Annotated in this window: 13 protein-coding genes and 1 tRNA gene; 6 read left to right on the forward strand and 8 right to left on the reverse strand. The window is 77.8% G+C overall.

Features of this window, described 5'->3' with window-relative positions; translation table 11 throughout:
- The first annotated feature begins 77 nt into the window (after positions 1 to 77).
- Positions 78 to 665, forward strand: a complete 588-nt coding sequence (locus tag AC5FZL_RS12000; protein WP_493618905.1) for an FAD:protein FMN transferase — start codon at positions 78 to 80, stop codon at positions 663 to 665.
- A gap of 180 nt (positions 666 to 845) precedes the next feature.
- On the opposite strand, the gene AC5FZL_RS12005 is transcribed toward AC5FZL_RS12000, so the two are convergent.
- Positions 846 to 1718 (reverse strand): cytochrome c oxidase assembly protein, encoded by an 873-nt coding sequence (locus tag AC5FZL_RS12005; protein WP_493618907.1) that lies wholly within the window; start codon positions 1716 to 1718, stop codon positions 846 to 848.
- Complete coding sequence (locus AC5FZL_RS12010; protein WP_493618925.1) at positions 1708 to 2106, reverse strand: DUF2243 domain-containing protein; 399 nt, start codon at positions 2104 to 2106, stop codon at positions 1708 to 1710. Before AC5FZL_RS12010 ends, AC5FZL_RS12005 begins: the two co-directional genes overlap by 11 nt.
- A gap of 162 nt (positions 2107 to 2268) precedes the next feature.
- Between AC5FZL_RS12010 and larC the strand changes: the two genes are divergently transcribed.
- Positions 2269 to 3549 carry a nickel pincer cofactor biosynthesis protein LarC gene (larC, locus tag AC5FZL_RS12015; RefSeq protein WP_493618908.1) on the forward strand — a complete coding sequence of 427 codons (1281 nt, stop codon included), beginning with the start codon at positions 2269 to 2271 and terminating at the stop codon, positions 3547 to 3549.
- A gap of 12 nt (positions 3550 to 3561) precedes the next feature.
- Here larC and larB read toward each other — a convergent pair whose 3' ends face one another.
- From larB to AC5FZL_RS12030, 3 genes are all read right to left on the reverse strand, one after another.
- Positions 3562 to 4248 (reverse strand): nickel pincer cofactor biosynthesis protein LarB, encoded by a 687-nt coding sequence (gene larB, locus AC5FZL_RS12020; protein ID WP_493618910.1) that lies wholly within the window; start codon positions 4246 to 4248, stop codon positions 3562 to 3564.
- Positions 4238 to 5041, reverse strand: a complete 804-nt coding sequence (gene larE, locus AC5FZL_RS12025; RefSeq protein WP_493618927.1) for an ATP-dependent sacrificial sulfur transferase LarE — start codon at positions 5039 to 5041, stop codon at positions 4238 to 4240. The genes larB and larE overlap by 11 nt, the downstream gene beginning before the upstream one ends.
- 106 nt (positions 5042 to 5147) lie before the next feature.
- Complete coding sequence (locus tag AC5FZL_RS12030) at positions 5148 to 6431, reverse strand: MFS transporter (protein WP_493618912.1); 1284 nt, start codon at positions 6429 to 6431, stop codon at positions 5148 to 5150.
- Positions 6432 to 6501: 70 nt separating this feature from the next.
- Here AC5FZL_RS12030 and AC5FZL_RS12035 point away from each other — a divergent pair, with 70 nt between their 5' ends.
- On the forward strand, positions 6502 to 7383 hold the full coding sequence (locus AC5FZL_RS12035; protein WP_493618914.1) for a LysR family transcriptional regulator: 882 nt from the start codon (positions 6502 to 6504) through the stop codon (positions 7381 to 7383).
- 3 nt (positions 7384 to 7386) lie between these two features.
- Here AC5FZL_RS12035 and AC5FZL_RS12040 read toward each other — a convergent pair whose 3' ends face one another.
- Positions 7387 to 8019 carry a trimeric intracellular cation channel family protein gene (locus tag AC5FZL_RS12040; protein ID WP_493618916.1) on the reverse strand — a complete coding sequence of 211 codons (633 nt, stop codon included), beginning with the start codon at positions 8017 to 8019 and terminating at the stop codon, positions 7387 to 7389.
- Entirely contained in the window at positions 8012 to 9181 is a 1170-nt protein-coding gene (locus tag AC5FZL_RS12045; RefSeq protein WP_493618918.1) for a PrsW family intramembrane metalloprotease, read from the reverse strand. The genes AC5FZL_RS12040 and AC5FZL_RS12045 overlap by 8 nt, the downstream gene beginning before the upstream one ends.
- 155 nt (positions 9182 to 9336) lie before the next feature.
- Here AC5FZL_RS12045 and orn point away from each other — a divergent pair, with 155 nt between their 5' ends.
- The 3 genes from orn (at position 9337) to AC5FZL_RS12060 (ending at position 10510) form a co-directional block, all read left to right on the forward strand.
- Positions 9337 to 9957 (forward strand): oligoribonuclease, encoded by a 621-nt coding sequence (gene orn, locus AC5FZL_RS12050; protein WP_493618919.1) that lies wholly within the window; start codon positions 9337 to 9339, stop codon positions 9955 to 9957.
- A gap of 37 nt (positions 9958 to 9994) precedes the next feature.
- A tRNA-His gene (locus AC5FZL_RS12055) sits at positions 9995 to 10070 on the forward strand.
- 215 nt (positions 10071 to 10285) lie between these two features.
- The gene (locus AC5FZL_RS12060; protein ID WP_493618921.1) at positions 10286 to 10510 is read left to right on the forward strand and encodes a hypothetical protein; all 225 of its coding nucleotides are present in this window, start codon (positions 10286 to 10288) and stop codon (positions 10508 to 10510) included.
- An 18-nt stretch (positions 10511 to 10528) separates the two neighbouring features.
- On the opposite strand, the gene AC5FZL_RS12065 is transcribed toward AC5FZL_RS12060, so the two are convergent.
- The coding region (locus tag AC5FZL_RS12065; protein ID WP_493618923.1) for an aminotransferase class IV at positions 10529 to 11052 on the reverse strand (524 nt) is incomplete at its 5' end.

Below are 11052 nucleotides of genomic sequence, written 5' to 3' on the forward strand. Positions count from 1 at the left end.
GCGCCGGGGGTGCCGAGCGCCTCCCGCGACGTGCCCGCGACCGCGCAGGCCCAGGTGCAGGCCCCGGACGACGTGCGGTGACCAGCGCCGGTGAGGTGCCGCTGATCGCCTTCTCCACCTCCGCTCCCGGACTGGGCACGCGCGTGAGCGTCCGGGTGCTGGCCGAGCACGCCGGGGCGCTGGAGGAGGGCCTGCTCCTGCTCGGCGAGCTCACCGAGCGGTGGGGGCCCGACGGCGAGCTGGCCGCCCTCGCCGCCGCTCCGACGCTGCGTCCGTCCGCCGTCTCCCCCGAGACGCTGCTGCTGCTCTCGCTCAGCGAGGCACCCGGCGTCGGGGTGGGCGTGGAGGACCAGCTGGCGTGGCGCACCGGCCCGGTGCAGCTGCCGGGCCTGGACGCGCAGCACGCCCTGGCCGCCGACCTGCTCGTCGAGGAGCTCCTGGACGCCGGGTGCCTGAGCGCGCTCGTGGGCGTCGGCGGCGCCTGGCGGGCCTCGGGACCCGCGCTCGGGCACGCCGGGTGGCGGGTGCCCCTGCGCGACCCCGACGGCGCGCGCCGCACGGTCCGGCTGGACGAGGGCGGCCTCGTCACCGTCGCCCGGGCCTCGGGGGCGGTCAGCGCCACCGCGCCGCGGGCCTGGCAGGCCTGGCGCGCGCACGCCTCCTGACGCCGCCCCTCAGCGCGTCGAGCCCGCGAGCGGCCCGGGATGAGCACGCACTCCCGCTGCACCTGGTAGCTGCCCGCGAAGAGCAGCACCTCGGCGACCACCTCGGCCGCCAGGAGCCCGAGGCCGGCCGCCGTCAGGGCCGAGAGCAGGACGCCGTTCGCCGCGGTGCGTCCCCACTCATCAGCGCTCTCCCCCGGCGGCTGAGCGCATCATCCCCCGGACGCCCCGGCGTCCGCGCAGGCGGTACCAGCCGGCGAACAGCGCCGTGGCCAGCAGCAGCTCGGCGGCGTCCCCGCCGTAGGACAGGAGCACGGCGGCCTGCTCGCGGTCCGCGGCGCTGCCCGCAGCCCCCGGCGGCAGCACCGCCGCGCGGCCGTAGAGCAGCTTGGCGAGGTAGCCGTGGGCCCCCGCGGCGAGCACGAGGACGGCGACCCGGGTCGCGGTCCCCGGCCGCCGGGGCGCGGGGTCGGGGCCGGCGATCGCCCAGGCGTACAGCGACCCGGCGAGGAGGAAGTGGACGACGACCGCGCCGTGCACCAGCGGCTCGCGCTGGCTCAGGGCGTGCAGCGGCGTCAGGTGCAGCAGGTACAGGCCCCCGGTGTCGAGCAGCGCCGCGACCGCCGGGGAGGAGAGCACGCGCACGAGCGGCGCGTGGAGCACGGCGGCGACGCGCGCCCGGACCGCTCGCGACCCGGCGCCCAGCAGCAGCCGCACCGGCGACCCCAGCACCAGCGCGAGCGGGGCGTACATGCCCAGGACGAGGTGCTGGGCCGTGTGCCCGCGCGCGGTGGCGTGCGCGGCCTCGGCCAGCGGCGGAGCCAGCGCCGCCCCCACGAGCACCGCCCCGGTGGTCCAGGCCGCGGTGCGCCACGGGCTCCAGCGCCGACCGCCGGCCCGCACCCGCGCGACGCCCACGCGGTACGGCAGCACGAGCGCGCCGACCAGCAGCACCGCGAGGACCCACCCGGGCACCGAGTCGAACACCGAGCCGAACACCGAGCCGGCGGCGGCCGCGCCGTGGTCCGCGTGGCCGCCGTGCGCCTCAGCGACCACCGCGGGCGCGCAGGGCCAGCACCGCGCCGACGCCGAGCAGCAGCACGCCGCCGAGGCTCCAGGCCAGGTCGTAGGGCAGCAGGTCGACGCCGTAGCGCACCTGGTGCACCCGCAGCACCTTGTGGTCGACGACGGCGTCGAAGAGCTGGAAGCCGCCGAGCCCGAGGAACAGGCCCGCCCACGCCCACCGCACGGCCAGCGCGCCGCGGCGGCGCAGGTCGGCGAAGAGGAAGCCGCTCGCCACGAGCAGCACGAGCTCCCCGGCGTGCAGCAGCCCGTCGGAGAGCAGTGCCACCTGGCTCGTGGAGCGGTCGTAGAAGTGGTGCCACCCGAGCAGCTGGTGGAAGACGACCTCGTCGAGCGCAGCCATGAGGGCGACCCCGGCCATCGCCGCCACGAGCAGCGAGCGGCGCGCCTCCGCCGTCCCCGCTGCGGGGTGGGCCCTGCCGGACGTCGTCGCCACCCCGCCTCCTCGCTCGTGCTGGCCGTGGCCCCCAGGCTGCCGGGCGCGCTCGCCGTCCGCGACCGGGCGCTGGCTACAGTCCGCGGCGTGACCGCACAGCGCCTGGCCTGGGTCGACGCGACGGCCGGGGTGGCCGGCGACATGCTCCTCGGCGCGCTCGTGGACGCCGGCGCCGACCTCGCCGTCCTGCAGGCCGCGGTGGACGCCGTCGTGCCGGGAGCCGTGCGCCTGCGCCGCTCCGAGGTCGTCCGGGCCGGGCTGCGCGCCGCGAAGGTCGACGTCGACGTGCTCGTCGACGACCCGCCGCACCGCACCTGGACCACCGTGCGGGAGCTGCTCGAGGCCGCGGACCTGCCCGAGCCCGTCCGGGTCGGCGCGACCGCGGTGTTCGCGCGCCTCGCCGAGGCCGAGGGACGGGTGCACGGGGTGCCCGCCAGCGAGGTCCACTTCCACGAGGTCGGCGCGCTGGACGCCGTCGCCGACGTCGTGGGCACCGTCGCGGCGCTGCACGCGCTCGGCGTCACGGCCCTGGTCACCTCGCCCGTGGCGCTGGGCTCGGGCACGGTGCGGGCCGCGCACGGCTCCCTGCCGGTGCCGGTGCCCGCCGTGCTGGAGCTGGCGCGCGGCTGGGACGTGCTGGCGGGGGGCACGGGCGGCCCCGGCGCCACCGGGGAGCTCGCGACGCCGACCGGCCTGGCGCTGCTGACCGCTCTGGCGCAGGGCTCCGGGCCGCTGCCGGCGCTGCGGGTGGAGGCGTCCGGCGTCGGTGCGGGCACCCGCGACGTCCCCGGGCGCGCCAACGTCGTGCGGGTCGTGCTCGGCTCCCCCGCCCCCGCCCCCGCCCCCGCCCCCGCCCCCGCCCCCGCCAGCGCGCCGGCGCCGGCCGGTGAGCCCGCCGTGCTCCTGGAGACCACGGTCGACGACCTCGACCCGCGGGTGTGGCCGGACGTCCTCGCGCACCTGCTCGCCGCCGGCGCTGCCGACGCGTGGCTGAGCCCGGTGCTCATGAAGAAGGGCCGCCCGGGCCACACCCTGCACGTGCTGGCCGCCCCGGCGGACGCCGACGCCCTCTCGGCCGCGGTCCTGGCCCACACCAGCACGCTCGGCGTGCGGCGCAGCACCGTCGTCCGCGACGTGCTGGAGCGCGCCTGGCAGGAGGTGCCGGTCGCCGGAGCGGGCTCCGTGCGGGTCAAGGTCGGGCACCGGGCCGGGGTGGTCGTGCAGGCCATGCCGGAGTTCGAGGACGTGCGGGCCCTCGCCGGGCAGCTGGGTCAGCCGGTGGCGCAGGTGCTGGTCCTGGCCCGCGCCGCGGCGGTGGACGCCGGGCTGGCCGCCGGCCGCCCCTGGCCGACGACGCCCGGGGCGTAGTCGGCCAGGGGCTCAGGACGCCGCGACCTGCGCCGCGAGGTGGCCGGCGCCGTAGCCGTTGTCGATGTTGACCACGGCCACCCCGGGGGCGCAGGCGTTGAGCATGGTCAGCAGCGGCGCGAGCCCGCCGAAGGCCGCGCCGTAGCCGACCGAGGTGGGCACGGCGACGACCGGGGCGGAGACGAGCCCGGCCACCACGCCCGGCAGCGCGCCGTCCATGCCGGCGACGACGACGACCACGCGGGCGCGGCGCAGCAGGTCCAGGTGCCCCAGGACCCGGTGCAGCCCGGCCACGCCGACGTCGACGACGAGCTCGCACGCGCGCCCGAGGTGGCGGGCGGTCACCGCGGCCTCGTGCGCCACCGGCAGGTCGGAGGTGCCCGCCGCGACCACGACGACCAGCCCACCGGTGGGCTCCGGCGCCTCGCCCGGCCAGGCGAGGATCCGGGCGTCCGGCGTCCAGGCGGCGTCCGGCAGCTCCTCCCGCAGCGCCGGGAGCTGCTCGGGCAGCACCCGGGTGAACAGCGTGCGGGCCGCTCGCTCGCGCACGGCCGCGGCGATCACGCGCACCTGCTCGACCGTCTTGCCCTCGCAGAACACCGCCTCGGGGTAGCCGCGGCGGGCGGCGCGGTCGGCGTCCAGGTCGGCGAAGGCCGCCAGCGCCGCGGGCGGCTGCCAGCCGTCGGGGTCAGGGCTCACGGACGCCGACCAGCGGCAGCGTGAAGGCCCCGGACTGCACGCCCGCGAGGTCCAGGGCGACGAAGCGGAACCCGGCGGCGCGGACGGCGGCGCGCACCTGCTCGCGCAGCGGCGCGGTCACCACGGCCACGAGGTCGGCCTCGGGCACCTCCAGGCGCGCGACGTCGCCGTGGTGGCGCACCCGCAGGTCACCGAGGCCGAGCGCGCGCAGCCCGGACTCCGCGGCGTCGACCTGGGCGAGCTTCTCGGGCGTCACCTCGGAGAAGTGCGGGATCCGCGAGGCCAGGCAGGGAGCGGCGGGCTTGTCGGCGCTGGGCAGGCCGAGGGCGCGGGCGAGCCGGCGCACCGCCGCCTTGTCCAGTCCGGCGTCGGCGAGCGGCCGCAGGACGGCGTGGTCGGTGGCCGCTCGGGCCCCGGGGCGGTCGGGGCGGCGCGCGTCGTCGGCGTTCTCCCCGTAGGCCACCGCGGTCAGGCCCTGCGCGGTGACCACCTCGGAGGAGATCCGGGTGAACAGCTCGTCCTTGCAGTGGAAGCAGCGGTCCGGGCCGTTGCGGCGGTAGGCCTCGCTCTCCCCCTCGAAGGTCGCCACCTCCACCACCGGCGCCCCGACGGAGGCGGCGACCGCGTGGGCGGCGGCCCGCTCGTCGGCCGCCAGGCTGGGAGAGACGCCGAGGACGGCGACCACCCGGGCGGGGCCCAGCGCCCGCACCGCCAGGGCCAGCAGCAGCGAGGAGTCCACGCCACCGGAGAAGGCCACGCCCAGGCGGCCGCCGGAACCCACGGCGGTGGTCATCACCGCCACGGCGGCGTCCACGGCGGGAGCCTCGCCCGCCGGCACCTGCGCGTGGACGTCGGCGCTCGCCACGGTGTTCACGCGCGCCATTGTGCTCGACCCCGGATCAGCCGGCGCTGCCGATCGGCCTGAGCCGCCGCGGGGCGCGGGGACGGGCCTCCACGACCGGCCGGCTGCCGCGGCGGACGAGCACGGCGACGACGAGGGCCGCGGCCAGCGGCACGAGCCCGCACAGCGCCAGGCCCGCGCGCGGCCCGTGGTGCTCGGTGACCCAGCCGACCAGCGGCGCTCCCAGCGGCGTGCCGCCCATGAGCGCCAGCGAGTACAGCCCCATGACGCGCCCGCGCATCGCCGGGTCGATCCACAGCTGCACCGAGGAGCTGGCCATCGCCTGGTAGGCGATGTTCGTGGCGCCCATGAGGAACAGGACGGCGCCGAACGCCAGGGCGCTCGGCGCGAGGGCGGCGCTGGCCTGCACCGCGCTGAAGACCGCGGCCATCCCCACGAGCAGGCGCAGCCGCGTGCTCACCCGCCCGGCCACGACCAGGGCGCCGGTGACCGACCCTGCGGCCACGGCGACCTGGAGCAGGCCGTAGAGGTCGGCGCCGCCGCCGAAGGCGGTGCGGGCCATGCCGGAGATGACGATGGGGAAGTTCAGCCCGAAGGTGCCCACGACGGCGACCAGCACCACCGTCCAGGCCACGTGGGGGCGCTCGGCGACGTGGCGCAGGGCCTGCCGCAGCTGCCCCCGCTCGTGGCCGGCCCGCGCCACCGGCGCCACCGCGCGGACGGCGACGAGGGCCAGCAGCGCGCCCAGCGAGCACAGCGCGGTCGCGACGAAGGCCCACCCGATGCCCGCGGCGCTGATGAGGAGGCCGCCCGTCGCCGGCCCGACCAGGCGGCTGGCCTGCGAGACCGCCGCCGTCAGCGCCACCGCGCCGCGCAGCAGCGGCGGGGGCACGAGCTCGGTGACGAGCACCTGGCGGGTGGGGTGGTCGACGGCGAAGACGACGCCGCCCGCGAGCGCCAGCAGGTAGACGTGCGCGGGCCGCACCGCCCCGCTCAGGCACAGCACCGCCAGGACGGCGCTGAGCAGCCCGGTGGCGCCCTGGGTGGCGAGCAGCACCGAGCGCTTGGGGAACCGGTCGGCGAGCGCCCCGCCGTGGACGCCGAGCACGAGCACCGGCAGGAACTGCAGGGCCATGGTGACCCCGACCGCCGACGCGCTGCCGGTGAGCTCGAGCACGAGCCAGTCCTGGGCCAGGCTCTGCGTCCACATGCCCGTGCTGGCCACGGCGTGCCCGCTGAAGAAGACCCGGGCGTCGCGCACGCGCAGCACGGCGAGCGCCCCTCGCGGCTGGTCGCCGTCGGGGCCGGGGGCGTCGCTCACGCCTGCACCCTTCCCCGGCCCCACGTATTCTGACTCTGGATCACGCCACTGACTCCTATTGCGGAGCGCGATGACCGACTACGACCCCGCCCTCCTGCGCTCGTTCCTCGCGGTCGCGCAGACCCGCAGCTTCACCCGCGGCGCGGCCCGCCTGGGCCTCGGCCAGCCGACGGTCAGCCAGCACGTGCGGCGGCTGGAGGCGGCGACCGGGCGCGTCCTGCTCCACCGCGACACCCGCTCGGTGGCCCTGACCGGGGACGGCGAGGCGATGATCGGCTTCGCGGCCTCGATCCTCGCCTCCCACGAGCAGGCGTCGGCGTACTTCAGCGGCGCGCGCCCGCAGGGCCGCCTGCGGATCGGGATGTCCGACGACCTGGCCCTGACCCGCCTGCCGCACATGCTCCGCGAGTTCCGCCGCGACCACCCCGGGGTCGACCTCGACCTCACCGTGGACCAGAGCGGCACCCTGCACCGCCGCCTGGAGAACGACCGCCTGGACCTCTTCATCGGCAAGCGCCCGCCCGGGGAGGGCCGCGGCCAGCTGGTGCGGCGCGACCGCCTGGTCTGGGTGGGCGCCCCCGCAGAGACCCCTCGCGTGCGCCCGGACGCCGCCCGCCCGCTGCCGCTGGTGGTCTACCCGAACCCGAGCATCAGCCGCACCGCCATGCAGGACGCCTTGGAGCGGGCCGGGACGCCGTTCCGCAGCGCGTGCGTGTGCCGCGGCGTCAACGGCCTCATCGCCGCCGTCGTGGCCGGCATCGGCGTCTCGGCCCTGGCCAGCACCCTCGTGCCCGCCCAGCTCGTGGCGCTGGAGCCGACGTCGCGGCTGCCCGAGCTCGGCCTCATCGACCTGGTGCTGCTCACCAACCCCCGCAGCGCCGACCGCCCCGCGGTGCGGGCCCTGAGCGAGGCCGTCCTGGCCAGCGGCCCTCCCGACCTGCACGAGCACTGACCCTCACGCCGACCCCGGCGCTCGGGGGCTGGGGGCGTGCAGGTCGAAGCGGACCCCGGCCCAGCGCAGCGCGAAGCACGCGCCGGCGGCGACGAGAGCCGCCGCGAGGCCCTGCAGGCCGAGCGCCGAGGCCGCCACCGTGATGCCCGCGGCCAGCAGCGCCGGGATCGCGTACAGCTCCGCGCGGAGCACGGTGGGGATCCGGCCGAGCAGCACGTCGCGCAGCGTGCCGCCGCCGACGCCGGTGACCGCGCCCAGCAGCACGGCCTGGAACGGCCCGATCCCCACCTCCAGCGCGCGGCCTGCGCCGGTCACGGCGAACAGGCCCAGCCCCGCGGCGTCCAGGAGGGTGATCGGCGTGACGAGGCGGTCCAGGCGGTGCGCCCAGAGGAAGGCGACCAGGGCCCCGGCGGTGGCCACGGCGAGGTAGCGCCAGTCGCTGAAGGTCGCCGGGGGCAGCGCGCCGAGGAGGACGTCGCGCACGACGCCGCCGCCGACGGCCGTGATCGCACCGAGGGTGATCACGCCGACGATGTCCAGGCGCGCGGCGCGCACCGCGGTCAGCGCGCCGTTGAGCGCGAAGGCGAACGTCCCGGTGAGGTCGAGCGCGAGCAGCAGCGACGAGGGCTCAGCCATCGCCCCGCAGGCCCGCAGCGGTGCCGGGGGTCGCGCGGACGGCGTCCTGCAGCCCGGCCCCCGTCACCCCGGCGTCCGGCAGCGCGGCGCGGGGCAGGAAGCCGCGCCGCAGGTGCCACATGGCCTGCAGCGTGCGCAGCTCGGTGTCGGCGGCGTCGTGCGGGGCGGTGCCGCGCACGACGCGCTCGCGCAGGAACGCGAGCTCGCTGCCGAGCTCCTGGAAGTCGCGCATCGCGCGGCGGGCGGAGCGGCCGAGGGTGCGCGCGGCCCAGTCGCGGGCGCGGGCCCGCTCGGACAGCGACCCGAGCATCCGGGCCTCGGAGCCGGTCACCCAGCCGCTCGCGGCGTAGGCGCCGAGGTGGCGGCGCACCAGCCGGCCCTCGCGGGCCCGGGCGGCCACGGCGACGGCGATGGCGAGGAGGAACAGCGGCACCTGCACCGCCACGTACCGGCTCGCGAAGCCCTCCAGGCCCGCGGTCGCGCCCCAGTTCCAGGTGGCGTGCAGCAGCACCGCCACCACGAGCCCGGCGAGCGGGGCGAGCACGCGCACGAGCGGCGAGCGCCGGCTGACCGCCAGCCCGATGCCGATGCCGGTCGCGGCGGTGAACAGCGGGTGGGCGAACGGGGAGAAGATGCACCGGACGACGAACACCGCGGCCGTGGGGCCACCGCCCTCGTCCAGCAGCGTGCGGCCGAGGTAGAGCACGTTCTCCACGAAGGCGAAGCCGATGCCGGCCATCCCGGCGTAGACGATGCCGTCGACGACGCCGTCGAACTCGCGGCGGCGCAGCAGCAGGACGACGACGATCGCCAGCCCCTTGGCGGTCTCCTCCACCACCGGGGCCACGGCCACCGGCACGAGCCCCGCGTCGCCGCCGGCGGCGCGCAGCAGCTCCAGGGACGAGGTGTTGATCACCAGCGCGACGAAGGTCGCCACGAACGCCCCCCACGCGAAGGCGAACAGCAGCAGTGACGGGGGCTCCCGCTCGTAGCGGTCGAGCCAGAGGAAGGCGGCCACGACGGGGAAGACCGGCACCACCGCGAGCAGGACGCCGACCACGAGCCCGGGCACGCCCGTGTCGCCGACCACGGCGAGCGTGGTGAGCACCCCGCAGCCCAGGAGCAGGAGCACGATGGCCACCTGCACCAGCACGCGCGCCACGGCTCCTCGCCGTGGGGTGCGGGCGGGGACGGGCGCAGCGGGCTCCCCCACCGGTCCGGGGACGACTCCGAGGGTGACCGGCTCCATGGTGGCGAGGGTAACCAGCGGACGGCGTCCTCACCGGTCGTCGCCCGCTCGCGCCGTAGAGTGCTCCGGTGCCCAGCCCCTCTGCCGACCGCATCGTCTGGATCGACTGCGAGATGACCGGCCTCGACCTCGGCGCGGACGCGCTCGTGGAGGTGGCCGCCCTGGTCACCGACTCCGAGCTCACCGTCCTCGGCGAGGGCATCGACGTCGTCATCCGCCCGCCGCAGGAGGCGCTGGACCAGATGCGCGACGTGGTGCGCCAGATGCACACCACCTCGGGCCTGCTCTCGCAGCTCGCCGACGGCATGACGATGGCCGAGGCGGAGCAGGCCGTGCTCGCCCACGTGCGCGAGCACGTGCCCGAGCCGCGCAGGGCCCCGCTGGCCGGCAACTCCATCGGCACCGACCGCGGGTTCATCGCGCGCGACATGCCGGCCCTCGAGGAGCACCTGCACTACCGGGTGATCGACGTGTCCTCGATCAAGGAGCTCAGCCGGCGCTGGTTCCCCCGCGCCTACTACTCCGCGCCGGCCAAGGCCGGGGGCCACCGGGCGCTGGCCGACATCCGCGAGAGCATCCTCGAGCTGCGCTACTACCGCGAGGCCGTCTTCGTGCCCGCGCCGGGCCCTGACTCGGCCACGGCGCAGGCCGCAGCCGCCCGCGTCGTCGCCACCGCGGACGTGCTCTAGGATCGTCCCGCTGCCGTGCGCCTGCGCGCGGCGCGTGGTGGGTGTAGCTCAGCTGGTAGAGCGCCGCGTTGTGGTCGCGGATGTCGCGGGTTCAAGTCCCGTCACTCACCCCACCGCAGAGGCCGGGAGCACGCGTGCTCCCGGCCTCTGCTGCGTCTGCGGCCGGCGGCGGAGCGCCGCCCCGGGGCGTCAGCGGGCTGGCCTGCTGGTCTTCCGCGAGCGGGTGATCAACGGCCGGCGGGGTCAAGCGCGGGCGCCGTCCCGACGATCTCCTGCTCGTGCTGCGAGGGCGTCCCGAGCCCTCCGGACGAGCGAGGAGGACACCCGCGTGAGCGACCCGACGACCCGTGAGCCGACCACCGAGGCGGCCCCCCGGGGACCCGTCACGGGCCCCACCGAGCGACCCGTGCGCGCCCTGCTGGCCCAGCACCTGCCGCTGTCGCTGCTGGTCGACCTGGCCGCTCCCGAGGGCCCGGACTCCTCCGCGATCTGCGCCGCCGAGGGCTGCCCCGAGGACCCGTGGTGGTCCCCGGAGCCTCCCGCCGCGGCCTGAGGCCCGACCGCGCGGCGCTCAGCCGCGAGCGGCCCAGCGCCGCGCCAGGGCCGCCCGCAGCCGGGCGGTGACCGGCCCGGGCGGCCACGCGCCGACCCCAGCGACCTCCGCCACGCCGCGCACGCCGTGCAGGGCGTTGGTGACCAGCACCTCCGTGGCGCCGGCCAGGTCGGCGAGCACCAGCTGCTGCTCGTCGACCGGCACCGCGAGCGCCCCGGCCAGCTCGAGCACGGCCGCGCGCGCCGTCCCCGGGCGCAGCCGCCCGTCGGCCACCGGCGTCACGAGGACGCCGTCCACCACGGCGAGGACGTTGTACCGCCCGGTCTCCAGCACGGCGCCGTCGGCGTCGAGGAGCAGGACGTCCTCCCCCGCCGCAGCGGGGTCGGTGCCGGTGAGCGCGGCGGCGGTGGCCAGCCGGGAGCGGTCGGCCCACTTGTGCTCCCCGAGCCCGCCCGGCACGACGACCGGCAGCAGCCGCAGCGGGGCCGACAGCGGCTCGGACGGGCGCGTCTCCGCCGTGACGACGGCGCCCGCCGGCGCCG

The organism is Quadrisphaera sp. DVD1 (genome assembly GCF_058932755.1).

What these genes read in the sequence shown, in the direction of transcription:
- AC5FZL_RS12010 (WP_493618925.1), bottom strand. Translation starts at nt 2,106, where the DNA reads ATGGCCGGGGTCGCCCTCATGGCTGCGCTCGACGAGGTCGTCTTCCAC.
- larE (WP_493618927.1), bottom strand. Translation starts at nt 5,041, where the DNA reads ATGACCACCGCCGTGGGTTCCGGCGGCCGCCTGGGCGTGGCCTTCTCC.
- AC5FZL_RS12035 (WP_493618914.1), top strand. Translation starts at nt 6,502, where the DNA reads ATGACCGACTACGACCCCGCCCTCCTGCGCTCGTTCCTCGCGGTCGCG.
- AC5FZL_RS12040 (WP_493618916.1), bottom strand. Translation starts at nt 8,019, where the DNA reads ATGGCTGAGCCCTCGTCGCTGCTGCTCGCGCTCGACCTCACCGGGACG.